This window comes from Bacillus sp. DTU_2020_1000418_1_SI_GHA_SEK_038 (assembly GCF_032341175.1).
Taxonomy (GTDB): domain Bacteria; phylum Bacillota; class Bacilli; order Bacillales; family Cytobacillaceae; genus Cytobacillus.
Map to the genome: position 1 here is coordinate 3,876,298 of NZ_CP135435.1, position 26,058 is coordinate 3,902,355.

Genomic DNA, 26,058 nt, shown 5'->3' on the forward strand with positions numbered 1-26,058 from the left:
AGAAGCCTTCCTTTGTGGTCACCCCGACAAGCACAAGACGAGCCTCCCGGAAAGGTGAGCTTTGCCTTTCTGGGAGGATTGGCTTGTGACCTCGAGGTCGACAAAAACGCAACGTCCTCCCAAAAGCTCCGCATTTGGTCGTGCGATGTATCGCTGACGTAGCCTTCCTTATCCTGTTGCATTGTCGACACTAGTACGTCCTTGTACGTCGGGGGTAGGTGCTGAAGCTAGACAACTATGAGAGACAAGCGCAAAAAGCGCTACCACTAATATTATTTTTTATTATATCTTTGTTTTTCATCTATTAGAATAGAGTATAGCATGGATGCCACCTCTTTAGTATCATGACGAATAGCCCCATCTTTCAGGCTGACGATTTCTCCCGGAATTACTTCAAGCCCTAATTGATGAAGTCTCTCAATATCAAAGATGACCGGCTGGGACTTTTCTTCATTATAGCGCTCCCGAACCTGGGCAGGAATATCCTCACTATTCACAAGAATGGTGTTAATGAAAGCACAGCTCATATGATCATAGATGGCCTGAACATGATCGCTTGCAGAATAGTTATAGGTTTCTCCCGCTTGAGTCATTAAATTACATATATATACCTTTTTTGCTTTTGCACGGCAAACCTCTGCCCCAAGTTTAGGAACGAGAAGATTTGGCAAAATGCTTGTATATAAGCTGCCTGGCCCAATTATGATTAAATCTGCTTTCCTAATAGCTGAGATCGTTTCGGGAAGAGGTTTAATATGTTTGGGTGTAAGAAATACCTTTTTGATCTTTTTCCCAGAGTACGGGATTTTTGATTCGCCTGAAACAACCGTTCCATCCTCCATTTCGGCATGTAAGACGACACTCTGATTCGCAGCCGGCAACACCTTGCCCCTTACATTTAAAACCTTGCTCATTTCCTGAATGGCATGCACAAAGTTTCCTGTAATAGAAGTCATAGCTGCCAAGATTAAATTCCCGAGAGAATGTCCCGATAATTCATTTGACGTTGTGAAGCGATGCTGAAACATCTCCTCAATCAGCGGCTCTACATCGGATAGGGCCGCCAATACATTTCGAATATCACCCGGAGGAGGAATATGCAAGTCGTTTCTAAGCCGTCCAGAGCTTCCCCCATCATCGGCAACTGTCACGATCGCAGTGATATCAACGGGGTACTGCTTTAATCCCCGTAATAGGACAGGTAATCCAGTCCCCCCGCCAATGATGACGACTCTCGGCTGTCGGTTCGTCTTCATTTTCCATTTTCCTTTCTCCTCTGAATATCACGGTGCGTTATTCGCGTATGATAATCATCCTTGAAGTAATTGGCAATGTACTCAGCTAACGCCACAGAACGGTGCTGTCCGCCTGTACATCCAATCGCAATAACGAGCTGAGCCTTACCTTCTCTTTTATAATGAGGAAGCATAAAGCTTAATAGCTCTGTAACCTTCTCAAGAAATTTAGTTGTTTCCGTCCATTTATGAACATAATTGTATACTTCTTCGTCAAGCCCAGTTTTCGGGCGCATATGATCAACATAATGGGGATTTGGCAGAAATCGAACATCAAAAACTAGATCAGCGTCAATCGGAATTCCATGTTTAAAGCCAAATGACATGACATTGACAGTGAACATCGTAGTTTTATTTATAGAGAATTCCGTTAGAATTTTTTCACGGAGCTCTCTTGGCTTTAACTGTGTCGTATTATAAATAATCTGTGCTCTCCCTTTAAGCTCCTCTAATAGGTTGCGTTCAAGCTTAATCCCTTCCAGAGGCAGGCCTGAAGGAGCAAGAGGGTGAAATCTCCGAGTTTCTTTATATCTTCGCACTAATGTCGAATCATCCGCATCTAAAAAAAGAATTTGCGGGGTTACCCATGAGGTTTCGGAAAGATCATCGAGTGCTTTAAACAGGTGATCGAAAAATTCACGTCCCCGTAAATCCATGACTAATGCCACCTTATTCATTTTATTCCCTGAATCCTTCATAAGTTCAAGAAATTTTGGCAGCAGTGTCGGCGGCAGATTGTCAACACAGAAAAAACCAAGGTCTTCAAAGCTTTGAATCGCCACCGTTTTCCCTGCACCCGACATTCCTGTAATTATCACAATTTGAGTTTCATTCACAGCACCCGTACTCATACTAATTTCCCCCTGACACTTTCTAACTTAGCTTGGATCTAATCGGTAACCAATCAGCTCAAAATCTGGTGTATAGGTGAAAGTCCCGTAAATAATGCCTTTCCCATGAATCATATATTCAAGAATATGGTAATCCCCTGCAGCCATTGGCAGTTTCTTAATTTCCTCAAGCGAATGCCAAAGAATTTTCCCTTCTTCGGACTCATCCACATTTAAGCCATCTGCTTCCGTTGCCAAAAAGGTAAACATCATCCATTCAGAGAGAACCCGGTCTCCTTCTTTCATGATAAAGGTGAAAATCCCCTTTATATTCGGGTTACGTAAATAAATGCCTGTTTCCTCTCTATATTCACGAATGCAGCAGTCCCTAACCGATTCCCCCGGCTCCATCTTGCCGCCAGGAGCTACCCACCAGCCTCGTCTCGGCTTTTGCAATAACAGCACTTGATTATCCTTTATTAATACACAGTTGGTGACTCGCTGCATCATTCTTCACCTCAATTTATCCGTTCTGACTTCCTCAATCACTTACTCAGCATATGTTACTTCATTATACTATTTTTGTTATAAGGTAACAATAAAGTGAAACTTCCATTAGTATGTATTCAAAGGATATACATCTTTAAAGTTGTCATAATTAAAAACTAAAGCATTCTCAACCTTCACACTACTAATGGTTAGTTGAACCAATCGGGCCTTTACGGGCAGTTCCCCATTCAAGCCCCATATAGAACAATAAATACTTTATTTGGGGATTACTGCCCGTTAATCTGCGACGAATTGAAAGCTTATGATATGGAAGAGCTCCTTTTTAAAACAAAAAAAAGAGCACAGACGAATCTGTGCTAAAAAGGGTTATATCTTTAAAAGGGGGTCAATTTCTATTTCTATAATACCCGACTTTTATTTCACTACTGTTACAGGAAAATTAAAACAGAGTTACTTTTTGTTAAGCTTTGATTTTTAATTTTTCCCTTAGTTCTTCCACATAGTGCTGGACAGTTTGGGCGGCGATGCTGCCGTCTCCTGTTGCTGTAACGATTTGACGGAGTTGTTTTTCACGGATATCGCCTGCTGCGAAAATGCCTGGGACCTTTGTTTCCATATTCTCGTTCGTTTCGATATATCCGTTTTCGTTTGTAATGCCAAGATTTTCGAAAGGTTTTGATAGCGGAAGCATACCTACATAAACAAATACACCATCTGCATTAAATTCTTGCTCTTCTCCAGTTTTTGTAGATACAAGTGTTAGGCTCCCTACCTTGCCGTCCTTCTCGTTGATTTCCTTAACCGTATGACTCCAGATAAATTCAATTTTATCATTGTCGAAGGCGCGCTTCTGTAAGATTGATTGTGCACGAAGCTCGTCACGGCGATGGATAATCGTTACCTTTGTAGCAAAACGAGTCAAGTATACACCTTCTTCAACTGCGGAATCTCCGCCTCCGATTACGACAAGCTCTTTCCCTCTAAAGAAAGCACCGTCACAAACCGCACAATAAGAAACGCCGCGGCCGCTTAATTCTTTTTCGCCTGGGGCACCCAGCTTCTTATACTCAGCACCGGTTGTAATAATAACAGCGCGAGCTTTGTATTGCTTAGAGCCTGCGACAACAGTTTTATACTCTTCCCCATCGATTATTTCCTTAATATCGCCATATGCGTATTCGGCACCGAATTTTTTAGCGTGCTCAAACATTTTTGTTGATAGGTCTGGGCCTAGTATATGATCAAAGCCCGGATAGTTTTCAACCTCTTCTGTGTTTGCCATTTGCCCGCCTGGAACACCGCGTTCAATCATCAGAGTGGACAGGCTGCCTCTTGATGTATATACAGCCGCGGTCATCCCAGCTGGACCCGCTCCGATTATGATAACGTCATAAATTTTTTCCTCAGACACGTTGCTTCACTCCTTCAATAAAATAGCCTACTTCGACATATTTTCGGCTAGATCAATTAGACATATTTTTATTATGGCCTTCCTACATTCATCCTATAAAAATTAGGAGAATATGTCTAAAAATCTGCTCGTGAAGAAGATGTTGTTTTTAGAAGTTTCACATATTTGCCCAAAGTGGATGAAGAAATTCCATATTTTTCAGCTATATGCTGCTGAGATACTTTTCCCTCTCTCGCTTTAAGCCACGTATATTCAACAGCTGCTGCCCACGCTGCATCATTTTTTATGATCTGATTTTGATTTACGGCCGCAACAAAAACAGTAAACCACATTAGAAATAATCCTGCTTCGACCGTACCGATTGGGTGGTAGCTATCATACAATAATGAGGCAACATTATGAACGGGAGTCGATTTTCCTCCCTTTCGGATAAAAGAAACATATTCCCTCTCCAAATGGGAGAATCTATTATTTTGGTTCATTTCCTTTGAAGCTAGCAGTTGTCCTTTTCCATCTGACATGGCTGTTAAGAACAGGGCAAATAAGCGCTCTTCAATATGTTCGCTTTCTAGCTTTTTAAGGATGGAAGCATGATGATTTTCAAACCCGCTGTTTTGCGCCTTTTCATCATTCCAAGGCTCGAAGCCAGCTTTATCCGGATTTAATTCAACTGCTTTTTCCCAGGCTGATTTGGCGATTTTTTCTCTTCCGGTAAAATGGGCTGCATATGATAGCCAATAATAAAAAGCCCCATCTCCATCAAAGCCCTTTTTCTGAAGCCTTCTAAGCCAAGAAAAAGCGGATTCGTACTCGCCAATTAATGCTAGAGTTGCCCCAAGCTTAAACTGGTGCTCAATGGATAATGGATTGATTTTTTTCAGGACCTCTTTAAGCGCCTTCACTTCCTTATATTCGCGCTCGTAAAAGGCGAAAACAAGCTTATTGCATAAGGCGTGCAGGTTCCCGGGATTTTCTTCAAAAACCTTATCTAGAATATCTGCAGCTTTTTGGATTTCTCCGAGATAAAAATAGGCAAGGGCCAAATTATTATAAGCCGACCAATATTCTGGATATTCATCAATAACCGAATTAAGAAGTTCAACCGCTTTCGGAAAATGACCAGATTCAAGAAGTTCTCTGGCCTCCTCCTGTTTCGTAATGAGATCATCCTGCTCGTAAAGCTTCTCATCCATCTCTTCTGCTTCCATCGTCAGCAATTCGAGAAGATCGATTGTTTCATCGGCAAATTCCCCATCCTCGTCTAAATCCAAATATAAATTCGCATGATGATAAGCGTCCTTAAAGTAACCAAGATGAGCATAGTTATTGGCAAGAAAATAATGGCATTCCACCATATCTGCATCAAGCTCTTCGATAATTTCCAAAAAAAGCTGGTTCGCCTGTTGATACTCACCTAATTCCGAACAAATAACAGCTAATTGGCAGACAATCATGGGCTCATTTGGCTCTAGATGCACCGCGCGCTGTAAATATTTTTTTGCTTTATAAAGATCCCTTTTGTGGTAAGCCTTTAAGCCTTTTGCAAAATAATACTCACCTGTCGGGTTAAATAATAGTAATTTTCCTGTTGTTTTTCTAGCTTTAGAGTCTTTGCTCATGAAATCCTCCACCTTCATATTAACTCAAGTAGTATATCATAAGAACAAGCTGTTGGAGAAGGGATTGGAGAATATTAACTTATTTCGCAATCACCCTCTTGATTACTTGTTTTAAGTACAACAAGGAGACCCTTCGCATACAAATAGCAATAGTGCCTATTAATAGGAAGGCACTAACTTAAAAACAACATTTTTTTGAAAATTTTAAAGTAATTTCAAGTTGTATCTGTTATTTTATTTTTATATGAATGATCTTAACATGAGGTGTGACATCATGAGACGAAATGTAAAGATACAGGGAATCGGGTCCTATTTGCCGAAACGGTTAGTAACAGCATCAGAAATTGATGGAATGATTGGTGCACAGGATGGCTGGTCAGAAAATAAATCAGGGGTGAAGCAGCGGCATTTTGTAACGGATGAAACGGCTTCGTTTATGGGAGCACAAGCAGCTAAGCTTGCTTTACAGGACGCATGTCTATCGTTTTCCCAAATCGATTGCATCATTAGCGGCAGCGGAACAATCGAGCAGGCTATTCCGAGCAATGCTTCCTTAATTCAAGAACAATTGGGCTTACAGCATTCTGGAATTCCTTGCTTTGATGTAAATTCAACATGTTTGAGCTTTGTGACGGCATTAGATATGATTTCCTACGCTATGGCTGCAGGCAGATATGAACATGTTCTCTTAATATCCAGTGAGATTTCCTCTGTCGGGATTAATTGGAAGCAGGATGAAAGCAGCATTTTGTTCGGGGACGGGGCGGTTGCTGTTGTTTTGTCTAGAACGGACGGTTCTTCTGGAATTCTTGCCTCCCATATGGAGACATATAGTGCCGGGGCGCATTTATCGGAAATCCGCGGCGGCGGTACGAAAATTCACCCTAGAGAGCATCGTGAGGAAACAAAGGAAGACTTCCTATTTTATATGGATGGCCGGGCAATTTTCAAAATGTCTTCAAAATTAATTCCTAGTTTTATTGAAAAATTGTTTAGGCAAACCGATTTGACGATGGAGGATATTGATATGGTTATTCCCCATCAGGCAAGTGCAGCTGCCATGAAAATTATTAGAAGGAAATTAAATGTCCCTGAAAGCAAGTTCATGTCCATAATCGAAAACTATGGAAATATGATTGCTGCTTCCATTCCGATGGCTTTATATGAAGCTATTAAACAAGGAAAAATAAAACGGGGCGATCGATTATTGTTATTAGGTACATCTGCGGGGCTTTCCATTGGAGGAATCATCCTTGAGTATTAAAGTTTTAGTAACGGGAGCACGTGCCCCTGTTACGTTGCATTTATGCAGAATTCTGAAGGATAGCGGACATGAGGTGTATGCGGCTGATAGTATCTCATATGCTTTAACGAAGTCTTCTACATCCATTCAAGGTTACTTTCTCTATTCTTCTCCAAAGTTTCGGACTGAGGATTTTGTTGCGGAGCTTGTAGAATTTATTCAAGAGAATAAAATTGGTCTTCTCATTCCGACCTGTGAGGAAAGCTTTTATATTTCAAAATATAAGGATGCAATTTCACCTTACTGCGAGGTTTTGGTAGGTGATTTTGCACAAATGCTGCTGCTTCATAATAAGTTTGATTTTATTGAGTATGTAAATGCGCTTGGATTTAAGGCGCCTAAAACAGTAAAATGCTCTGCTAATAAAGAGATGCCCGATGGTGAATTGGTTTTAAAACGGGTGTATTCCCGATTTTCGGATCATGTTGTTTTCCTTCATAAGGATGCGTTTAATCCATCTCTCTTTGACTCGTCATGGATTGCACAGGAAAAAATTGATGGGGTGCAATATTGCTCTTATGGCATTGCTCGAGATGGGAAACTGCTTGCCCATTCTGTCTATGAAACTACTTTTACAGCGGGGATCGGCGCAACGATTGCTTTTAGTTATTGTGAGCGGAAGGATATTGAACATTTTGTTAGAACGGTTGTGTCGGATTTGAAGTTTACGGGGCAAATATCCTTTGATTTTATCGTGAATTATGAGGATGTTGCGATTCCGATTGAATGCAATCCTCGAGCAACGAGCGGGCTGCATTTATTTGATCATCAAGCGGCGGAGTGTTTTTTTGACGATACCGAAAATACTCTTTACCCCGATCTAGAAACAAAGATGGCTATTTGCCTCGCTTTGCTGGCTTATGGCTTTGATAATTGGAAGCGAGGCCGTGGGTTTATGAATTGGCTTAAAACCTTGCTCACTTATCGGGACATTACGTGGAGTTTACAGGATCTTACGCCATTTTTCTTTCAATTCTATAGCATGTATGCACTTTGGCAGGAAAGTAAAACGAATGGCACAACGATGATCCAGCAGTCAACATCAGATATTAGTTGGGATGAGGAAGATTAATGAAAATATTAGTAACGGGCGGAACTGGTTTTTTAGGACAAAAACTGGCTGTACGCTTACAAAAATTGGGGTATGATGTGACAGCAATCGGAAGGAATCAGGCGATTGGCAAGCAGCTGAACAAGCAAGGCGTTCGGTTTATTACGTGTTCCTTGGAGGACAAGGAGAGCATTCTCGCCTTATGTCACGGACAGGATTATGTTTTCCATACCGGTGCCCTTTCCTCTCCATGGGGAAAATATGATGATTTCTATAACTCCAATGTTATCGGCACTAAGAATATTATTGAAGGCTGCAAGCAAGCGAATGTAAAGCGGCTTATTCATGTGTCGACTCCAAGCCTGTATTTTCATTATGACGAAAGATTAGATGTAAAGGAATCGGATCAGTTCCCTGAAACATTCGTCAATCACTACGCCAAAACGAAATACTTGGCTGAACAGGAAATGGATCAGGCCTTCCAGGACGGGCTTCCGGTCGTGACGATCCGTCCGCGGGCAATCTTTGGCCCAGGTGACAACGCGATTCTGCCTCGTTTAGTAAAAGTTTGTGAAAAAGGCATGTTTCCGAAAATTGGCGATGGTACAGTTGAAGTGGACATCACCTATGTTGAAAATGTCGTGGACGCCTTAATCCTGTGCATGAATTCAGGGGAGCAGACACTTGGACAGAAATACAATATAACAAATGGTGTTCGCGTGAATCTGTACGAGATGATTGAAGAAGTTATGGGGCAGCTTGGAAAAACTTTTTCCTATAAAGATATTTCGTTTAAGAAGGCATTTTTCATTGCAAAGGTCCTCGAGCATGTGTCGTCCATTTTTCTTGGCGGGAAGGAGCCGATTCTTACCCGCTATACAGTAAGTGTCCTGTCCAAATCACAAACATTAAACATTGAAAAAGCAAAGCAGGAGCTTGGCTACCATCCGCGGGTCAGCATCGAAGAAGGGATTCAGCATTTTGTAGATTGGTGGAAGAAAAATGAGCATTAAGATGTTAAAGTTATACGAATGTGGCTATTGTACACATCCTGAAAAAATTGTGAACCCGGACAAAGGATTTAAATCGATTGAATTTCCAGCGATTGTTGGGCTCTTGGAGCATTCAACACACGGTTATATTTTGTTTGATACAGGATACGCTTCTCATTTTCTTGAGGCAACAAAAAGGTTTCCATACTCGGTTTATGCGAAGCTCACACCGGTTTATTTTTCCGAAGAGAAGTCGATTAAAAATCAATTACTGAAGGATGGAATTTCACCGGACGAAATCAGCATCATTTTTCTCTCGCATTTTCATGGGGATCATACTGCTGGGCTAAAGGACTTTCCTAAGGCACAGGTATATACATTTGAAACAGCTTACGAGAATATTCGCCATAACAGCAAATTCAAGGCGCTGTCAAAGGGCTGCTTACTGGATTTACTGCCAGTAGATCTTGATGAAAGGCTCACTTTTATTGACTGTTTAACTCCAATTGACTTAGATGAAAGTTTTGGTGAATTTGAGAAAGGGTACGCTGTGTTTGGTGATGATTCGCTTGTCGCGGTTGATTTAACAGGGCATGCGGTCGGGCAGTTCGGCATTTTCATTAAGCTGATGAGCGGAAAACGCGTTTTTCTATGTGCAGATGCAGTATGGGTGAGCGAGGCTTTCGAGCAGCTGATTTATCCACTTAAAATCGCCAACCTGCTTATTGCTGACAAGAAGCAATATGTCAGCCATATTCAAAAACTTCATCATTTGTCAAAGGCTCAACCAGAAATTGATATCTTGCCAACTCATTGCTCCATTACTTGGGAAAAGGCGAAGAGGGGATTTATTTATGAATAAAATGTCCATTTTGAAACAGTATATTGTGACTAAATTTGGACGAAAATTTGCATCTCGTCAAGAGCTTGAGGCATACCAGAAGAAAAAAATAAAGAAGCATTTGGAATTTGTGCTTGCATCCTCCCCTTTCTATCGGCAGTTTTACAAAGGTTACGAGGAAAAAATTACACACAATCGCTGGGATCAGCTGCCAATGATAGATAAGTCCGTCATGATGGAGAATTTTGATTCCCTTAATACGGTCGGGATCAAAAAAGAAGAAGCTCTTCAAGTTGCATTTGAAGCGGAGAATTCAAGGGATTTTTCACCTAAGATTGGGGATATCTCTGTAGGCCTCTCATCAGGGACAAGCGGGAATCGAGGGATTTTCCTTATATCTGATCAGGAAAGTGCACTTTGGGCAGGAACAATTTTGGCGAAGGTTTTGCCGGGCAGTATTTTGGGAAAGCACCAGATTGCTTTCTTCTTAAGGGCTAATAATAATCTCTATACTTCTACAGAAAATGGCCGAATTGCTTTTCACTTTTTTGATTTATTGGATGATTTCGCGGAGCATATCCGGAAATTAAAAGCGGTTCAGCCTACCATTGTGATTGGCCCTCCCTCTATTTTACGAAAAGTGGCGGATTGGCAGGCAAATGGGGACATTGGGATTCATCCTAGGAAAATAGTTTCGGTGGCTGAGGTGCTAGAAGATATTGATAAGACCTACATAGAAGGGGTTTTCCAGCAAACTCTGCATCAGGTATATCAATGTACAGAAGGTTTTTTGGCGGCAACCTGTTCCCATGGCACCTTGCATATGAATGAAGATCTTGTCGTTATTGAAAAGGAATATTTGGATGACGGGGTTTTTGTTCCGATTATTACCGATTTCAGCCGTACGACCCAGCCGATTATTCGCTATCGTTTGAATGACATACTCGTTGAGAGAGTAAGCCCTTGTCCATGCGGCTCCCACTACCTTGCATTGGAGAGGATTGACGGGCGCTGCGATGATATTTTCTATGGGAAACAGGCTGACAGCGGCGAGCTTTCTCCCCTTTTTCCTGATTTTATCAGAAGAGCAATTATGTTTTCCTCTGAAGATATTTTAGAATATAAGGTCATTCAAAAAAATTGGGAGGAGCTTGAGGTTAAGGTGAAGTTTCGAGGGAATGAGAAGCGTGTTCAAGAGAAGATTGAGCGCGAATTGACAAAGCTTTGGGCTGGAAAAGGCCTGTTAATACCAATTGTCCACTTCACACCTTATGATATTCTTCCGTCTGAAAAAAAATTAAAGCGGATTGAAAGTCAAATGAAAGGCAGCATCCCAACATGATCAGTCTTCATGACAAATCATCATTGGATCAAATTAATTGGGCGAGCAAAAAGGATGGCGCCTATGTCCGTGATTATTTTTCCCCGATTCTTCGTGACGGTGTGGAAAAGTATATTACAAATGTTCGTGCAGACGTGTATCTATTAGAAATCGATGATCTTGTTATGCCTGTAACAGTGAATGATAAGGAATTTGATAACTCTTATGTCTGCTCCCCTTATACGCACTATATTTCTTATGCGAAAGAGGAGCTGTGGGAATTAAAAAAGCCGCGACTGGAAAAATTCCTTTCGAAAGGTCTTGATTTCATTGGATTTGTTTTTTGGCAGACTGCGATTAATAAAATTGTATCGGTAAATAATTGGTTTCTTTCGACTAATTTGTATTTTCCTCTAAGCCATTCACAGATAGACCGGATTACGCAATTTCTAATCGGGCGCTTTCCTCATCATACGATTCAATTTCGGTCGATTGTGAAAGGGCTTTATCCTGGGATGTTCGAGGCTTTTGAAAGAAATTCGTATGAGCGAATTATGTCTCGGTCAGTTTATTTGCTGCAACCCTATTACTTTAGAGAGTTAAGCAATAGGAGGAGAAGAGACTTTTTTAGAGATAAAAAATTCATGGAACAAAGCTCATATACGGTTATTGAAGGCAAGGACGTAACTGAAGCACTCATCCCGATTATTAAAAGCCATTATGAGCAGCTTTATATAGATAAATATTCAAAACATAACCCACAGTTTACTTGGCATTATTTTAAAAATATATTGGACCACCGATTGATGCATTTTAAGTTGCTTAAACAAATAGCTAATCATGTTGATTTCGATACTTCCCAAGAGAACACCTATGATGGAGTGATCGGCTATTTTCATCGTGATGGCGTTTTAACCACCCCCATTTTCGGCTATGAAATGGATAAAGGACAAGCGAATGGGTTATATCGCCTATTGTCTTATTTAATTACTGATGAAGTGCTTGAAAAGAATTTTGTTGGCCATTTTAGCGCTGGAGCCGGAAACTTTAAAAGAAACCGCGGGGCTGTTCAAGAAATTGAATACACGTTCTTCTATAATAAGCATCTTCCACTGAAATCTAGATGGATTTGGACCTTTTTGAAGAGGTTAATGGACTGGGTTGTCGTACCGATGGCGAGGAAGATGAAATTTTAATTTAATAAAGGAGCAGCAATGATCCGTTTGCCACTCCTTTATTATTTTTACTCTATCGCTTTGTTATGACAAATACTCCACCACAGTGAGAAATCGGATAAAATTCACAATGGCAATCATTCTTTAATGAAGATTCTATCTCCTCATATACAAAATAAAATTCATCATGGTCCCAGTAATCAATACTTTCTTTCCGGCATTCTTCAAGATGCTCCCTTGCTTCGAAAGAAATATCGCCAATAAATATTTTTCCTTCCTCTTTAAGAAGGGGTATCAGAGTTTTTATGAATGATATTTTCTCTTTATCTGTTAAATGATGTAATGTATACGTGCTGACGATCGCATCGTACTTTTTGTTTAGATATTCGGCAGGGATTCCATTCGAAATATCCCATTCTATTAAATTTGCTTTCGGCATTTTTAATTTAGCTATTGAAATCATTTTGGATGAAAAATCTAAACCATCAATTTGATGTCCAGCTTCATATAGTTTACTTGTTAATACGCCTGTCCCAAACCCAATGTCTAATACTTTAGAGTTAATTTTTTGCATCACTTCATTAAAAATAGTGTTAAGAATTTTTTTATATCCAGCGAAAGGATAAAGGTTGTTTTCTTCACTAACCTGAACCGTCTTATCATAATTATCCGCCCATAAATTAAATCCTTGATTGTTTAGCATGTATGCCCCTCCAATTAGCTTAAAATTTTACGAGCTCAGTTTGTTCAATTGAATTTCCCGTATTTATCCCCAATGAAGTCCAATTTCCTCCCAATAAAATTTGCATGGACAGGAACTAAATTTAATTCCCTTGACCAAACAGAAAGTTGGCCAATATGATGAATTTCGTGGGCGACAACATGGTGTAAAATTTCATCAGTTGTATACTTGTCTTGGTCCCACGGAACACTCACAAGATCATCCTTTATATAGGCAATTGTCTCTAAAAAATCTCTTATTTCACTTCGAAGTTCATCCTAGAGAGATTTAACTTTTCTAAGGGTACCGTAATCACTAAACTTGAATACCCTATCCTCTTTTTCTTGAATCCCCCGAACCCAGCTATATTCCACATCAATAATGTGAAAAAGTGTATATAAAATACTTTCTACACCCCCAATACGTTTTTTAGTTAATTCCTCTGCCGTCAGCTGCTCACACCATTGAAACCATTCATCTCTTATCTCCCAATTGTACTCAAAGAATTTTCTTATTTTAAGCACCTCAATATATTTCCTCATTTACTTATAGGGATTAGCTTTTCAGTCACAAATTCCTCTTTTTGAATGTAATTCTTTTCAGCATAAATGCCCTGTTGCGCAAAATCAGCACTTTTAAGTAATTTTCTTTTCAAACTTTCTAAATGACAAAAACGTTCCCCAATAAATTAAGGAACGCCATTCTACACAATATATTTATCTTGATTAGTTCATTTATTTTTCTATGGTGAGCGTTTTGATGTGAGTTTATGTAAAACGAGCGCTATGAACTCTTCATAGTAAGCGTTTTGATGTGAGTCTTTGTAAAACGAGCACTATGAACACTTCATAGTAAGCGTTTTGATGTGAGTCTTTGTAAAACGAGCACTATGAACACTTCATAGTAAGCGTTTTGATGTGAGTCTTTATAAAACGAGCACTATGAACACTTCATAGTAAGCGTTTTGATGTGAGTCTTTGTAAAACGAGCACTATGAACACTTCATAGAAGCGTTTTGATGTGAGTTTGTTTTAAACGAGCGCTATTTTAATCTTCCGTAATAGAAGGTTTTGGTCTTCTCTCTAATATTCTCATAAAATTTTTTCTATAACAAATCAACAAATAACTATAAGTGATGATTAGCACTACTGCTAAAAGAAGTAATGAATGGTCTATGAACAAGTGGAGTAAGAAAATGTTTACTACAATTGGAGACAATATTGCAATGGCCAATGGGATGAATTGATTGATCAAGAGTAAAATTCCACATATAATCTCTAAAGTTTTTTCCACAATTAATAGATATTTAAATTCGAATAATGCCATAGCCTCGGGGCTTGTTGGTACAAATGGATCGAATCCAAAAATAACCACATAACCATTTAGACCTGCCCCCAAGAAAACAACACCTAAAAAATATCTGCTTACTTGCATAAGAATTTTATTCAATTTGCACACCTCCAAGTAAAGTGTATTCGATTAAAAACTATGTAAGTATTAAAATAGGGCACTTATTAATATATTAACTTTCAAAGTTACAAAAAGACCGCCACCTATAAAAGTAAACCGTTCCGTTTTAAAGTGTATTTCATTAAAATGACAATAAAAATAGGGTGAAAACTGACAACAGTTTTGACACGCCTTTTTTTATTGTTTATGGAGTTTTTTTGAAACTGCAAATCTAAAATGTCTTATTAAGCACTTGTTAATTGAACAAGACACCTAAATAAATAATTTCAATTATTGACTTCGTTTTTACTCTTTTTAGTCCTATATATTAGAATAGCAGAGATGATAATTACAATTGCTCCAATTACCCCAACTAATATCGCTATCGATTGCGACATAATAGGGAATCTCGATAATGCTACTAATATTAACCCTAAAACCAGCAAAATGACATTCTTTGTGTCTCTACTCATTTAATACTCCCCCTATAATTACTATTTCGCAAACTTAATTGACGCTATATTTAATGTCCTATTTAAAGCGTACAACAATCAATGTTCTTTAATTTCATTATGTCATTTCATCTGTCAATTTTATATAAAGTTTTAATAACCTTTATATAAATGGAAAACGGCACAGGTCAATTCCTGTGCCGATTAGTATGCCATTTTATCAATATAAACCTCAAAACTGAACCCTTTATTATATAAGGCGCCGTCTTTTTTACATAGAACGGGCAATGAGATGGCGTGCTTTTACCAAGGATCGACTTTTTAACTTTGAACGGGCAATGAGACGGCGCTTCTTTTACCGAGGAACACCTTTTTAACCTTAAACGTGTAATGAAACGGTGTTCCTTTTACCGAGGATCGACTTTTTAACTCAGAACGGGTAATGAAACGGCGCTTCTTTTACCGAGGAACACCTTTTTAACCTTGAACGGGTAATGAGACTGCGCTTCTTTTACCGAGGAACACCTTTTTAACCTTGAACGGGTAATGAGACTGCGCTTCTTTTACCGAGGAACACCTTTTTAACCTTGAACGGGCAATGAGACGGCACTTTTTCTAGTTTTCCCCGTAGGAGCTCATTTTTTTGCTTCACCTTTCAGAAGTACTCGAAATTAAAGAAAGTAAACTAAAAAAACCAAATCAATCATGTGATTTGGTCTCCTCATTCATATGCTATTCAGCCGATTTCTTTTCATGTCTTTTATCCAAAACGCTTAGCACTTCTTTAAACGGAAGCTCCTGCTCTCTAAGCAACACAAGTAAATGATAGAGCAGATCGGCCGCTTCCCATTTCAACTCTTCTTTGTCGCGGTTTTTTGCGGCGATAATTACCTCGGCCGCTTCTTCGCCGACCTTTTTCAAAATTTTATCTACGCCTTTTTCAAATAAATAGGTCGTGTAGGCTCCTTCCGGTCGTTCCGCTTCCCGCTCTTGAATCAATTTTTCAAGGGACAAGAGAATGCTATAGTCTGAGAGGCTGCCAGCAGATTCGCCCGATGGATAAAGGCTCTCCTCAAAACAGCTCACTGCCCCAGTATGGCATGCAGGTCCAGCAGTATCAACGAGCACCACAATTGCATCTTTGTCACAGTCGAATTTCATTTCGACAATTCGCTGGGTGTTCCCGCTTGTCGCTCCTTTGTGCCAAAGCTCCTGTCTAGAACGGCTGAAAAACCACGTTTCGCCTGACTCGATTGATTTTTCAAGAGATTCCCGGTTCATGTAGGCTAATGTCAATACTTCACGTGTTGTCGCATCCTGAACGATGGCCGGGATGAGGCCTTTTTCATCAAATGTCAATTCTTCGATATTCATCGGACAGGCACCCCTTTTTCCTTTAAATAAGCCTTCACTTCGGCTACAGACGTTTCTTTATAGTGGAAAATCGAAGCTGCTAACGCGGCATCTGCTTTCCCATCAATTAAGGCCTCGGCAAAATGCTCAGCATTCCCTGCCCCTCCAGAAGCGATGACCGGAATCGATACCGCTTCACTGACCGCTTTCGTTACAGCGATATCAAACCCATTCTTCTCTCCATCTGAATCCATGCTTGTTAGCAGGATTTCGCCAGCACCAAGCTGAGCCACTTCCTTCGCCCACTCGATGACTTCCCATTCGGAGGGTGTCCGGCCCCCATGAGTATATACACGCCATGACCCAAGCTCTGAATCGTACTTGGCATCAATCGCGACAACGATACATTGTGAACCGAAAAACTTGGCTCCCTCTGTAACCAAATTCGGATTGTTAACCGCAGCTGTATTCAGAGAAACCTTATCTGCCCCAGCTCGTAAAATTCTTTTCATATCCTCTAATGAGTTGATGCCGCCGCCAACTGTAAATGGGATCGCCAATTCAGAAGCAACCGAACGAACGACCTCAACCATCGTTTTTCGGCCTTCAACGGAAGCAGATATATCTAGAAAAACAAGCTCATCCGCCCCCTGCTCATCATAAAAACGGGCAAGCTCCACTGGATCACCAGCATCACGAAGCTGAACAAATTGAATTCCTTTCACAACGCGGCCCTCTTTTACATCAAGGCATGGAATGATGCGTTTTGTTAGCATGTTACTTCACCTCTCCCAATGCTTCCTTCACGGTAAAACGTCCTTCGTAAATGGCTTTTCCGACAATAGCACCTGTTACCCCATCATCGTAAAATTCTTTTAAACTAGTTAAATCAGAAAGCTTGCTGACTCCCCCAGAAGCGATAACACTTTTTCCTGTTTCTTTTGCCAGTTGTCTGACTGCCTCTATATTTGGACCGGACAGCATGCCATCTGTTGCAATATCGGTAAAAATAAACGACTCTGCTCCAGCATCCGCAAAGCGTTTACCTAACTCAACCGCCTTCACTTCGGAAGTGTTCAGCCATCCATGCGTTGCTACATAGCCATCTTTTGCATCCAAGCCTACTGCAATTTGATTGCCATATTTCCTGATCATTTCAATCGCGAAATCTGGCTTCGAAACGGCAATACTTCCGATGATCACACGTGAAACACCATTTTCCAAATAATGAGCAATATCGGTTTCGGTCCGAATGCCGCCGCCAATTTGAATATGAGCCTTCAGCTCCTTGGCTGCCTTTATTACAGATACGTCATTGACTCTTTTTCCATCCTTTGCTCCGTCTAGGTCGACCATATGGATCCAGCTTGCTCCTTCATCTGCAAACTTTTTTGCCATATCAAAAGGAGAATCCCCATATACTGTTTCTTGATTATAATCTCCCTGTAGCAAGCGGACACACTTGCCGCCTCGCATATCAATTGCTGGATAAATGGTAAAGCTCATTTTTCGGTCATCCTTTCCCATACAATTCCAGTAAAATTACTTAAAAGCTCCATCCCTAATTGTCCGCTTTTTTCTGGATGAAATTGCATCCCAAATATATTTTCTTTACCGACAACAGCCGGAACTTTTACATCATAGCTGCTTTCTGCAATAACAATGCTCTTATCGTCTGTATCTACATAATAGGAGTGAACGAAGTATGCATAATTTTCATGTACTGATTGAAGAAGCTCCGAGGGCTGAACAAAAGTGAGACGATTCCAGCCCATATGCGGGACTTTATACGGCACTCCGTCCACTGAAACTCCAGGAAATCTTCTTACAGAACCCGGCAGCAGCTGAAGCCCCTTTGTCAGCCCGTTCTCTTCACTTTCTTCAAATAATAGCTGCATGCCTAAGCAAATCCCAAGCAGCGGTTTCCCGAGCTGTACGTATTCTTTTATCAGGCTCGCTAATTCCAATCTTTCTAAAAGCTCCATCGCATCCTCAAAAGAGCCAACACCTGGAAGAATCAGCCCATCTGCCTTTTGCAGTTCTCCTCTTTTTTCAGAAATAAAGTAAGGGGTGTCTAATCGCTCAAGTGCCTTGCTGACACTAAAGAGATTACCCATTCCATAGTCAATAATCCCGATCATTTACAACAGCCCTTTCGTAGATGGCACTCCTTTAATGTTAGGGTCAATCGTTGTCGCCTCATGTAAAGCACGTCCTAATGCTTTAAAAATCGCTTCAATTATATGATGTGTATTTTGACCATAGTGAACAATCACATGCAGGTTCATTCTGGCTTCAAGGGCAAGCTTCCATAGGAACTCATGCACAAGTTCTGTATCAAATGTGCCTACTTTTTGGCTTGGAAACTCTGCTCTCATTTCTAAGTGAGGACGATTGCTTAGATCAATGACAACCTGCGCCAGCGCCTCATCCATCGGTACAAACGCATTTCCATAGCGTTTAATTCCTTTTTTGTCGCCAAGAGCTTCCCTAAATACTTGTCCAAGGCAAATACCGATGTCCTCCGTTGTATGGTGATCATCCACTTCAGTATCACCTTTTGCATCGACTGTTAAATCAAATTGCCCATGCTTTGAAAAAAGGTCAAGCATATGCGTCAAAAACGGTACTCCCGTTTCCAGCTTGCTCTCCCCTTGTCCATCAATATTTAAAGACAAATAAATTTCTGTTTCATTCGTTTTCCTTTTAACCTCTGAAGATCTTGTCATGTTCTCTCCTCCTGGGACATAGGGACGATTCTGGTATCCCACTTTGTTTTCGGTGCGTTTCGTCAGGGATATGAGGAGGGTTCTCCTGTCCCGAATTGTGATAAAACCTGGGACAAGGGACCTGCCCCGTGTCTTTCTGAAAAATCCGAGACAAGGACGTCCCTCCTTGACCTTTACTTCTTCAATCTTATGTCAATTGCCCGCGCATGGGCTTCTAATCCTTCAAGCCGTGCAAATGCCGAGATTTTCTCTCCATTTTCTTTTAGGGCTTTTTCACTGTAATAAACGATACTGGATTTTTTTTGAAAATCCTCCACATTAAGCGGACTCGAAAAACGGGCAGTGCCGTTCGTTGGCAATACATGATTCGGTCCAGCAAAATAGTCTCCGACTGGTTCGGGACTAAAGCGTCCGAGAAAAATCGCTCCAGCATGTCTGATTTTTCCTAGAAGCTCCAGCGGATTTTCAGTTACAATTTCTAAATGCTCGGGAGCAAGGCTATTAATGGTTTCAACCGCTTCTTCCATTGTATCTGTCACATAAATCGCTCCGAAATTTTCAATGGATTGTGCGGCGATTTCCTGACGGGGAAGTGAAGCCAATTGCTTCTCCACCTGTGCTGAAACAGCCTTTGCCAATCTCTCTGATGGAGTGACGAGGACACTGCAGGAAAAAGCATCATGCTCGGCCTGAGACAATAAGTCCGCAGCCATTTCATCTGGTCTTGCCGTATAATCCGCCAAAATCGCAATTTCACTTGGCCCAGCGATCATATCAATATCGACATCCCCAAACACTTCACGTTTTGCCAAAGCAACAAATATGTTTCCTGGGCCCGTGATTTTATCAACAGGGGCAATCGTTTCCGTTCCATAAGCCAATGCCGCAATGGCTTGGGCACCGCCTACTTTATAAATTTCCTCCGCTCCTGCCTCCTGTGCGGCTACTAGGACGGCTGGTGGAAGCTTCCCTGTTTTTTTATCAGGGGGAGAAGTGATGACTATTCGTTTGACCCCTGCAACCTTGGCAGGCAGCACATTCATGAGCACGGAGGATGGGTAGGCAGCTGTTCCGCCTGGCACATATAGGCCGACTGAATCCAGCGGAGTTACCTTTTGCCCAAGAATCGTGCCATTTTCATCTGTTGTCATCCATGACGGGCGCAGCTGTTTTTCGTGGAAGGAGCGAATATTGGCTGCTGCCTCTCTAATAATGGCCAGAACCTCATCATCGACTTCCTCATAAGCTTCCCTTTTTTCATCGTCCGTAACAGCAAAATTAGATAAGGTGATCCCATCGAATTTTTCCGTGAAGGCTGATAATGCTGCATCCCCATCTGCTCGAACCTGCTCAATAATTCCCTTCACAATCGCCCGCTGTTCTTCTGTTCCGCTATCGACAGATCTTTTAATGGACTGGGAGGCCCCATCATTTATTTTCAAAATCCGCATTCTTTTCACTCCTTCTTAGAAAAGTGGAAGCGCCTTCGGAACAATCAAAGTACAAATGTTCCTGCGAAGACTAATCGCAGAAGCTTTCCTTTGTGTTCAGCCCCGACAAGCACAAGACGAGCCTATCGGAAAGGTTGATCTTTACCTTTCAGATAGGGTTGGCTTGTGACCTCGAGGGGCTAGGCGCTGAAACTAGACATTAGGGGGCATCAAAGCTCTGCAATCTTTTCACTTCACTTAAGCGTTCGACAAGCTCACTGATCCGTTCATCCTTCATTCGGAAGCTTGCTGGATTAACGATTAATCTCGAGGTGATATCGACCATCCGCTCATATTCAATCAAGCCGTTTTCCTTTAACGTTCTCCCTGTGGAAACAATATCAACAATCCGGTCTGCCAAGCCAATTAGTGGCGCGAGCTCAATTGAACCGTTAAGTTTAATAATCTCAACCTGCTCCCCTTGCTCACGGAAATAAGCCGCCGCTGCATTCGGGTATTTCGTTGCCACCTTAGGAGCTACATTATTCATTTTCGCATTAGGCAAGCCTGCGACAGCGAGGTAGCACGCACTAATTTTTAAATCAAGGAGTTCGTAGACATCACGCTCTTCCTCAAGCATGACATCCTTACCTGCAATCCCAAGGTCTGCAACACCATGCTCCACATAGGTAGGGACATCCATAGGCTTTGCTAAAATAAACCGAAAGCTTTCTTCCGGCACATCAATAATCAGTTTTCTTGAATCATCAAACTCCGGAGGGAGACGAAATCCAGCTTGGCGGAGCAGTTCAACCGCATCTTCAAAAATTCTCCCCTTTGGCATCGCAATGGTTAAAATTTCTTTCATATCCCTGTCTCCCTCCCCGCTTTGCCGACTAAAAAGGTGATGTCTTCATATTGATTCGTACATTGATCAATATCCTTCACCCCATTGATATCTTGTAAAACCACTCTCTTACCAACGCTACGCTGCTCCTTAGCAACCTGATACGCTTCCTTTCGCCTTTCCGGGCTAAATAAAATACAGGAAGCTTGTGATCCCACTTCTTCGTCCTTAAGGGCCTCAAGCAGGCGATCAATTCGAATGGCAAAGCCAGTGGCTCCAGTTTCTTTCCCGAATTTTTGCAGTAACTGATCATAACGGCCGCCACTAGCAATTGGAAAACCAACATTCCCCGCATAGACCTCGAAAAGAATCCCTGTATAATAGCTCATATGGCTGACGAGCGTTAAGTCAAACTTCACTTTTTCATCAAGCCCATAATCACCCATCATTTCAAATAACTGCTGGAGCTGCAGGACGTCCTCTCTGCCTAAGTCATTCTCAAGCAGGTTAAATGCCATTTCAATCACTTCTGCTCCGCCTCTGAGCTTTAGAAAATCTAGCAGCCGCTGTTTATCAATCGAAGAGAGACCAAGCCCCTTTACATGCTCCCGGTAGCCGACATAGTTTTTCTCATATAAGAATCTCGTCAACGCATCGGCTCTTTCCTCTGTTCCTAAAATTTGCAGAAATAGAGTGCGGGCAAATCCGATATGGCCAACAGAAAGCTGAAAATCTTCTAGCCCTGCTTCCTGTAAGGAACTAATAATTAATGCGATCCCTTCAGCATCCGCACTAATCGTGTAATCGCCAATGCATTCCACTCCAATTTGTTCGAATTCCGCCGGCCGGCCGCCCTCTCTTTGCTGGGCGCGAAACACATTGGCTGTGTAAGCAAGGCGGATGGGCAAATCATTTTTTAATAAACGCGAAGCGGCAACCCGGGCAATCGGGGCTGTCATATCTGGACGAAGGACAAGTGTGTGCCCTTCTTGATCGAGCAGTTTAAATAATTGCTGATCCAATATCGCTGAAGCCGATCCTACCGTTTCATAGTATTCTAGTGTTGGAGTTTCAATAAACTGGTAGCCCCAGCGCTCCATTTCCTCTTCAATCGAAGCCCTTACCTTCCGCTTTCGATTAAACAAATCTGGCAGTGTATCTCTCATCCCTAAGGGTTTTTCAAACATAAACAAGCGGCTCAAATCCGTTCACCTCATACTTTATGTAAAATTTCGAGTTTCATTTTGTTTTTGTGATCCTTATTTCGGGTTTAAGGACATGCTTTCATGCTTTGAGTTGTTTTGTGTCCTATAAAATGGGTTTAAAGGACATGCTTTCATGCTTTCGGTTGTTTTGTGTCCTATAAAATGGGTTTAAAGGACATGCTTTCATACTTTCCGGTGTTTTGTGTCCTTTAAATAAAAATATCTTTGCTTACTCAGGCTTCTTACCTTCAAATAGTTAAATTCACAGAATCCTTTAGTTCGCTAATATGGTAGTAAAGTAAAGTTGTGTTTTATTTTAACCCTCTTTTACATATCCGTCAACAAATAATTCTGAAAATATTTGAAGCATAAAATAAATAAAGCCCTGTTAGCTTTACACTAACCAGAGCTTCTATGTATTATTCTTTTTTCATTCCATAAATCGGATCCTCGGCCCAGCGCTCAGCTAATTCTTCTTTTGAATAAATAACACGCATTGGATTTCCGCCGACAAAGGTGCCTGCTGGAACATCTTTATGAACGAGCGTACCTGCAGACACGATGGCTCCATCGCCTATCGTTACACCAGGCAGGATCGTGGAATTGGCGCCGATCATCACTTCACTTCCAATTTCCACCGGACCCAGCCTATACTCTTTAATCAAATATTCGTGTGCGAGAATCGTTGTGTTGTAGCCGATAACCGTATTCCGGCCGACACTGATTTTTTCGGGGAACATAACGTCAAGCATCACCATGAGGGCAAATGACGTCTGTTCGCCAACCTTCATTTTCAGAAAGGTGCGATAAAGCCAATTTTTCATCCCTAAGAAGGGGGTGTATCGGGCTAGCTGGATGACAGCGAAGTTTTTTACTACCTTCCAGAACGGAACGGTTTTATACACATGCCAAAGGGAATTGCCTCCCTCTACTGGAAAACGTTCCGTTCTCCTCATCCTTTATCAGCCTTCAAAATATCGAGCAAATCAGCCATATGATCAATTATATAATCTGGATCAAATCCTTCTAAAAACTGTTTTCCTTTTAAACTCCACGCAACGGCAACCGTTTGGGTGCCCGCATTTTTCCCTCCTAAAATATCATGGGAATTATCGCCAACCATCATCGCTTCTTCTGGTTTTGCTTGGAGCTGCTCTAATGCTTTTAAAATCGGCTCCGGATCAGGCTTTGGATTTTGAACATGATCTAAAGCAACGACCACATCGAAAAATTGATCGAGCTTAGTTAGAGCAAGGCCCATTTTTACTGTTATCATACCCTTCGTTGTGACAATCCCGATTTTGTAGCCTGATTCCTTTAAAGTGCGAATCGTTTCAAAGACGCCTGGAAATTCCTTTACGTGCAGGTCATGATTCGTGATATTGAATTCTTTGTAGGCTTCAATCATTTCCTCCACTTTTTCAGGATTAATCGATTCAAATGTTTCCCTTAGTGTAGGTCCCATAAAAGGCAAAACATCCTCCCGTGTATACCGATCCGGATAATAACTTCCTAACACATGCAAAAAAGAGGTAATGATTAGTTCATTCGTATCGATTAATGTTCCATCTAAATCAAATAAGATTGTATTAACTTGTGTGCTCATATGCGGTTTCCTTTCTTTTATCCAAATCAATTCGGTTCCAGATGAATGAAACAATTAATGTTAATAAAATAGCAACTCCTAATCGGATGAGCAGAAGTGGAAGCACTGGTATTCCTAATGGGACAAATATTAACGTATCTTCCACAACAGCATGACAAGCAACCAGGAAGATAAAGGCAATCGTAACATCCTTTTTGCTGACCCCATCCTCTTTTACCGCCTGAATCATGACTCCCGCTCCGAAGGCTAAACCGATTAATAATCCAGCCGCTAGCGTGGTTGAGGTATTTTCTTTCATCCCCAGCGCTTTCGTGACAGGTGCCATCCATTTTGAAAAAACAGCCAGCCAGTTTAAATCCTTTAAAAATTGAATGACGACCATGAGCGGAATGACGATGATCGCCAGCTGCAATACGCCAAGTCCCGCCTTTTGCAGCGCATCAAGCAGAATGGATGCCCAGCCGGAAAGCTCCTCTTCCTTTGGCGGAATAATCCCATATTTCGCTATTTCTGAGCCGCCATGCCAAACCAAATTGATAACAATGGCCGAGATCAGCGCTAATCCAAGTCTAACAGCCACAATGACCCAGAGCTTCACACCCACTTTGACAGCGACACTGGACTCAATCAGCAGGTTATGCGAAAAGGAAAGCATAACAGCAATAATAAACACTTCCTTGACTGTTAATTCCAAAGTTAAAATGGCTCCGATTCCAGCGTAGAGATTCAGAATATTCCCCAAGACGATAGGAATCGCTGCATCACCTGACAAGCCGATGAGATTCATCAGAGGCGTGATCAGCTTGATGATCCATGGCAAGACAGGCGTATGCTGCAGAATGGCGACAATTAATGTGACGGGAAAGATGACTTTACCCAACGTCCAAGTTGTCTTAAAGCCAACCTTTATCCCCTTTTTGGACGATTCAAGCAACATTTCTCTTCTCCCTTTTTGTTTATGGTTAATAAATTGGTCACTTTTCAACTTTATCTATTCGTTCTCGAAAATATCGGTAACTTTTCCGTTTTATCGGCCAGTTCCGCTTCTCCAAAAATCATAAAACGTTAATACTATGCACCATTATCTAAATAACGCACGTTCGCATAACCCTTCATCCGTCTTAATACTAGCAAAATAACAGCACCCACGATAAGGACAATTGATATGCTTTGTGCCACTCTCAACTGCTCAGTAAGCATTAAACTGTCTGTCCGCAGGCCCTCGACAAAAAAGCGGCCGATTGAATACCAGATAACATAACTGAGGAAAAGCTCGCCGCGGCGCAGGTTGACTCTTCTTAATAATAAGAGAATAGCAAATCCGGCAAAGTTCCAAAGTGATTCATATAAAAAAGTAGGATGATAGTAAGTTCCATTAATATACATTTGATTAATAATGAATTCCGGCAAATACAAGCCTTCAAGGAAAGAACGGGTAACTTCTCCGCCATGGGCTTCCTGGTTCATAAAGTTCCCCCATCTGCCAATAGCCTGCCCTAATATAATACTAGGAGCTGCAATATCCGTGAGCTTCCAAAATGACACGTTCCGCTTTTTAGCAAATACGTATGCTGTGATTACAGCTCCAATCAAGGCCCCGTGAATGGCGATGCCGCCTTCCCAGATTTTGATAATATCGCCTGGGTTTTGACTATAATAGCCCCATTGAAAAATAACATAGTAGATTCGCGCCGATATAATCGCAATCGGAATGGCCCAGAGCATTAAATCGGCAAATAGATCCTTCTGCAATCCCCTTCTCTCTGCTTCCCTCATTACTAGTAACAGGGCTAAGGCAATGCCGACACCGATAATAATCCCGTACCAACGAATTTCAATCGGCCCTAGAGAAATGGCAATCGGGTTAAGTGGCTGTATCATTGATTCCATAGTCATTGCTCCTTTAACTGTTCTTTTT

The 26,058-nt window shown here is 41.3% G+C and carries 26 protein-coding genes and 1 pseudogene; 6 read left to right on the forward strand and 21 right to left on the reverse strand.

Features of this window, described 5'->3' with window-relative positions:
* Positions 1-272 precede the first annotated feature (272 nt).
* From RRV45_RS19395 to RRV45_RS19415, 5 genes are all read right to left on the reverse strand, one after another.
* Entirely contained in the window at positions 273-1,256 is a 984-nt protein-coding gene (locus RRV45_RS19395; RefSeq protein ID WP_315666296.1) for a gluconeogenesis factor YvcK family protein, read from the reverse strand.
* Positions 1,253-2,146: an RNase adapter RapZ gene (rapZ, locus tag RRV45_RS19400; RefSeq protein WP_315666297.1), complete on the reverse strand. Its 894-nt coding sequence runs from the start codon at positions 2,144-2,146 to the stop codon at positions 1,253-1,255. Before rapZ ends, RRV45_RS19395 begins: the two co-directional genes overlap by 4 nt.
* Positions 2,147-2,173: 27 nt before the next feature.
* The gene (locus RRV45_RS19405; protein WP_315669092.1) at positions 2,174-2,632 is read right to left on the reverse strand and encodes an NUDIX hydrolase; all 459 of its coding nucleotides are present in this window, start codon (positions 2,630-2,632) and stop codon (positions 2,174-2,176) included.
* 463 nt (positions 2,633-3,095) lie between these two features.
* On the reverse strand, positions 3,096-4,046 hold the full coding sequence (gene trxB, locus RRV45_RS19410; RefSeq protein ID WP_315666298.1) for a thioredoxin-disulfide reductase: 951 nt from the start codon (positions 4,044-4,046) through the stop codon (positions 3,096-3,098).
* Between the two features lie 116 nt (positions 4,047-4,162).
* Positions 4,163-5,665 carry a tetratricopeptide repeat protein gene (locus RRV45_RS19415; protein WP_315666299.1) on the reverse strand — a complete coding sequence of 501 codons (1,503 nt, stop codon included), beginning with the start codon at positions 5,663-5,665 and terminating at the stop codon, positions 4,163-4,165.
* Between the two features lie 274 nt (positions 5,666-5,939).
* On the opposite strand from RRV45_RS19415, the gene RRV45_RS19420 reads away from it, so the two are divergent.
* Genes RRV45_RS19420 through RRV45_RS19445 form a run of 6 tightly spaced genes read left to right on the forward strand, consistent with a single transcriptional unit; the run spans position 5,940 to position 12,369 of the window.
* Positions 5,940-6,929: a beta-ketoacyl-ACP synthase III gene (locus RRV45_RS19420; RefSeq protein WP_315666300.1), complete on the forward strand. Its 990-nt coding sequence runs from the start codon at positions 5,940-5,942 to the stop codon at positions 6,927-6,929.
* Complete coding sequence (locus RRV45_RS19425) at positions 6,919-8,040, forward strand: ATP-grasp domain-containing protein (RefSeq protein ID WP_315666301.1); 1,122 nt, start codon at positions 6,919-6,921, stop codon at positions 8,038-8,040. The genes RRV45_RS19420 and RRV45_RS19425 overlap by 11 nt, the downstream gene beginning before the upstream one ends.
* On the forward strand, positions 8,040-9,032 hold the full coding sequence (locus RRV45_RS19430) for an NAD-dependent epimerase/dehydratase family protein (protein ID WP_315666302.1): 993 nt from the start codon (positions 8,040-8,042) through the stop codon (positions 9,030-9,032). The genes RRV45_RS19425 and RRV45_RS19430 overlap by 1 nt, the downstream gene beginning before the upstream one ends.
* The gene (locus RRV45_RS19435) at positions 9,022-9,873 is read left to right on the forward strand and encodes an MBL fold metallo-hydrolase (protein ID WP_315666303.1); all 852 of its coding nucleotides are present in this window, start codon (positions 9,022-9,024) and stop codon (positions 9,871-9,873) included. Before RRV45_RS19430 ends, RRV45_RS19435 begins: the two co-directional genes overlap by 11 nt.
* A complete protein-coding gene (locus tag RRV45_RS19440; protein WP_315666304.1) occupies positions 9,866-11,194 on the forward strand; it encodes a F390 synthetase-related protein in 1,329 nt (442 codons plus the stop codon). Before RRV45_RS19435 ends, RRV45_RS19440 begins: the two co-directional genes overlap by 8 nt.
* Complete coding sequence (locus tag RRV45_RS19445; RefSeq protein ID WP_315666305.1) at positions 11,191-12,369, forward strand: hypothetical protein; 1,179 nt, start codon at positions 11,191-11,193, stop codon at positions 12,367-12,369. The genes RRV45_RS19440 and RRV45_RS19445 overlap by 4 nt, the downstream gene beginning before the upstream one ends.
* A gap of 52 nt (positions 12,370-12,421) precedes the next feature.
* Here the strand turns inward: RRV45_RS19445 and RRV45_RS19450 are convergent, their stop codons facing one another.
* The 16 genes and pseudogenes from RRV45_RS19450 to lgt all read right to left on the reverse strand — a co-directional run bounded on the left by RRV45_RS19450 (position 12,422) and on the right by lgt (position 26,030).
* Positions 12,422-13,051 (reverse strand): class I SAM-dependent methyltransferase, encoded by a 630-nt coding sequence (locus tag RRV45_RS19450; protein WP_315666306.1) that lies wholly within the window; start codon positions 13,049-13,051, stop codon positions 12,422-12,424.
* A gap of 44 nt (positions 13,052-13,095) precedes the next feature.
* Positions 13,096-13,611 (reverse strand): annotated as a pseudogene (locus tag RRV45_RS19455) (DinB family protein).
* A 505-nt stretch (positions 13,612-14,116) separates the two neighbouring features.
* Positions 14,117-14,518: a hypothetical protein gene (locus RRV45_RS19460; protein ID WP_315666307.1), complete on the reverse strand. Its 402-nt coding sequence runs from the start codon at positions 14,516-14,518 to the stop codon at positions 14,117-14,119.
* A gap of 287 nt (positions 14,519-14,805) precedes the next feature.
* The gene (locus tag RRV45_RS19465; protein WP_315666308.1) at positions 14,806-14,991 is read right to left on the reverse strand and encodes a hypothetical protein; all 186 of its coding nucleotides are present in this window, start codon (positions 14,989-14,991) and stop codon (positions 14,806-14,808) included.
* A gap of 711 nt (positions 14,992-15,702) precedes the next feature.
* The gene (hisIE, locus tag RRV45_RS19470; protein ID WP_315666309.1) at positions 15,703-16,344 is read right to left on the reverse strand and encodes a bifunctional phosphoribosyl-AMP cyclohydrolase/phosphoribosyl-ATP diphosphatase HisIE; all 642 of its coding nucleotides are present in this window, start codon (positions 16,342-16,344) and stop codon (positions 15,703-15,705) included.
* On the reverse strand, positions 16,341-17,099 hold the full coding sequence (hisF, locus tag RRV45_RS19475; protein WP_315666310.1) for an imidazole glycerol phosphate synthase subunit HisF: 759 nt from the start codon (positions 17,097-17,099) through the stop codon (positions 16,341-16,343). The genes hisIE and hisF overlap by 4 nt, the downstream gene beginning before the upstream one ends.
* Position 17,100: 1 nt before the next feature.
* Positions 17,101-17,829, reverse strand: coding sequence for a 1-(5-phosphoribosyl)-5-[(5-phosphoribosylamino)methylideneamino]imidazole-4-carboxamide isomerase (gene hisA / locus RRV45_RS19480; RefSeq protein ID WP_315666311.1), 729 nt, complete (start codon positions 17,827-17,829; stop codon positions 17,101-17,103).
* Complete coding sequence (gene hisH, locus RRV45_RS19485) at positions 17,826-18,464, reverse strand: imidazole glycerol phosphate synthase subunit HisH (protein WP_315666312.1); 639 nt, start codon at positions 18,462-18,464, stop codon at positions 17,826-17,828. The genes hisA and hisH overlap by 4 nt, the downstream gene beginning before the upstream one ends.
* The gene (gene hisB / locus RRV45_RS19490) at positions 18,465-19,052 is read right to left on the reverse strand and encodes an imidazoleglycerol-phosphate dehydratase HisB (protein WP_315666313.1); all 588 of its coding nucleotides are present in this window, start codon (positions 19,050-19,052) and stop codon (positions 18,465-18,467) included.
* Between the two features lie 173 nt (positions 19,053-19,225).
* On the reverse strand, positions 19,226-20,503 hold the full coding sequence (gene hisD / locus RRV45_RS19495; protein ID WP_315666314.1) for a histidinol dehydrogenase: 1,278 nt from the start codon (positions 20,501-20,503) through the stop codon (positions 19,226-19,228).
* A gap of 199 nt (positions 20,504-20,702) precedes the next feature.
* Positions 20,703-21,350 (reverse strand): ATP phosphoribosyltransferase, encoded by a 648-nt coding sequence (hisG, locus tag RRV45_RS19500; RefSeq protein WP_315666315.1) that lies wholly within the window; start codon positions 21,348-21,350, stop codon positions 20,703-20,705.
* Positions 21,347-22,531, reverse strand: a complete 1,185-nt coding sequence (locus RRV45_RS19505; RefSeq protein WP_315666316.1) for an ATP phosphoribosyltransferase regulatory subunit — start codon at positions 22,529-22,531, stop codon at positions 21,347-21,349. The genes hisG and RRV45_RS19505 overlap by 4 nt, the downstream gene beginning before the upstream one ends.
* Positions 22,532-22,953: 422 nt before the next feature.
* A complete protein-coding gene (locus RRV45_RS19510) occupies positions 22,954-23,490 on the reverse strand; it encodes an acyltransferase (RefSeq protein ID WP_315666317.1) in 537 nt (178 codons plus the stop codon).
* Positions 23,487-24,140, reverse strand: coding sequence for a pyrophosphatase PpaX (gene ppaX / locus RRV45_RS19515; protein WP_315666318.1), 654 nt, complete (start codon positions 24,138-24,140; stop codon positions 23,487-23,489). Before ppaX ends, RRV45_RS19510 begins: the two co-directional genes overlap by 4 nt.
* Entirely contained in the window at positions 24,124-25,077 is a 954-nt protein-coding gene (locus RRV45_RS19520) for a nucleoside recognition domain-containing protein (protein ID WP_315666319.1), read from the reverse strand. Before RRV45_RS19520 ends, ppaX begins: the two co-directional genes overlap by 17 nt.
* A 134-nt stretch (positions 25,078-25,211) precedes the next feature.
* Positions 25,212-26,030, reverse strand: a complete 819-nt coding sequence (gene lgt / locus RRV45_RS19525) for a prolipoprotein diacylglyceryl transferase (RefSeq protein ID WP_315666320.1) — start codon at positions 26,028-26,030, stop codon at positions 25,212-25,214.
* Positions 26,031-26,058 lie beyond the last annotated feature (28 nt).

Excerpts from the sequence above, each read along its gene's own strand:
- RRV45_RS19395 (WP_315666296.1), bottom strand. The coding sequence starts at position 1,256 with ATGAAGACGAACCGACAGCCGAGAGTCGTCATCATTGGCGGGGGGACT.
- rapZ (WP_315666297.1), bottom strand. The coding sequence starts at position 2,146 with ATGAGTACGGGTGCTGTGAATGAAACTCAAATTGTGATAATTACAGGA.
- RRV45_RS19405 (WP_315669092.1), bottom strand. The coding sequence starts at position 2,632 with ATGCAGCGAGTCACCAACTGTGTATTAATAAAGGATAATCAAGTGCTG.
- RRV45_RS19415 (WP_315666299.1), bottom strand. The coding sequence starts at position 5,665 with ATGAGCAAAGACTCTAAAGCTAGAAAAACAACAGGAAAATTACTATTA.
- RRV45_RS19420 (WP_315666300.1), top strand. The coding sequence starts at position 5,940 with ATGAGACGAAATGTAAAGATACAGGGAATCGGGTCCTATTTGCCGAAA.
- RRV45_RS19430 (WP_315666302.1), top strand. The coding sequence starts at position 8,040 with ATGAAAATATTAGTAACGGGCGGAACTGGTTTTTTAGGACAAAAACTG.
- RRV45_RS19435 (WP_315666303.1), top strand. The coding sequence starts at position 9,022 with ATGAGCATTAAGATGTTAAAGTTATACGAATGTGGCTATTGTACACAT.
- RRV45_RS19440 (WP_315666304.1), top strand. The coding sequence starts at position 9,866 with ATGAATAAAATGTCCATTTTGAAACAGTATATTGTGACTAAATTTGGA.
- RRV45_RS19445 (WP_315666305.1), top strand. The coding sequence starts at position 11,191 with ATGATCAGTCTTCATGACAAATCATCATTGGATCAAATTAATTGGGCG.
- RRV45_RS19450 (WP_315666306.1), bottom strand. The coding sequence starts at position 13,051 with ATGCTAAACAATCAAGGATTTAATTTATGGGCGGATAATTATGATAAG.
- RRV45_RS19465 (WP_315666308.1), bottom strand. The coding sequence starts at position 14,991 with ATGAGTAGAGACACAAAGAATGTCATTTTGCTGGTTTTAGGGTTAATA.
- hisIE (WP_315666309.1), bottom strand. The coding sequence starts at position 16,344 with ATGAATATCGAAGAATTGACATTTGATGAAAAAGGCCTCATCCCGGCC.
- hisF (WP_315666310.1), bottom strand. The coding sequence starts at position 17,099 with ATGCTAACAAAACGCATCATTCCATGCCTTGATGTAAAAGAGGGCCGC.
- hisA (WP_315666311.1), bottom strand. The coding sequence starts at position 17,829 with ATGAGCTTTACCATTTATCCAGCAATTGATATGCGAGGCGGCAAGTGT.
- hisH (WP_315666312.1), bottom strand. The coding sequence starts at position 18,464 with ATGATCGGGATTATTGACTATGGAATGGGTAATCTCTTTAGTGTCAGC.
- hisB (WP_315666313.1), bottom strand. The coding sequence starts at position 19,052 with ATGACAAGATCTTCAGAGGTTAAAAGGAAAACGAATGAAACAGAAATT.
- hisD (WP_315666314.1), bottom strand. The coding sequence starts at position 20,503 with ATGCGGATTTTGAAAATAAATGATGGGGCCTCCCAGTCCATTAAAAGA.
- hisG (WP_315666315.1), bottom strand. The coding sequence starts at position 21,350 with ATGAAAGAAATTTTAACCATTGCGATGCCAAAGGGGAGAATTTTTGAA.
- RRV45_RS19510 (WP_315666317.1), bottom strand. The coding sequence starts at position 23,490 with ATGAGGAGAACGGAACGTTTTCCAGTAGAGGGAGGCAATTCCCTTTGG.
- ppaX (WP_315666318.1), bottom strand. The coding sequence starts at position 24,140 with ATGAGCACACAAGTTAATACAATCTTATTTGATTTAGATGGAACATTA.
- RRV45_RS19520 (WP_315666319.1), bottom strand. The coding sequence starts at position 25,077 with ATGTTGCTTGAATCGTCCAAAAAGGGGATAAAGGTTGGCTTTAAGACA.
- lgt (WP_315666320.1), bottom strand. The coding sequence starts at position 26,030 with ATGGAATCAATGATACAGCCACTTAACCCGATTGCCATTTCTCTAGGG.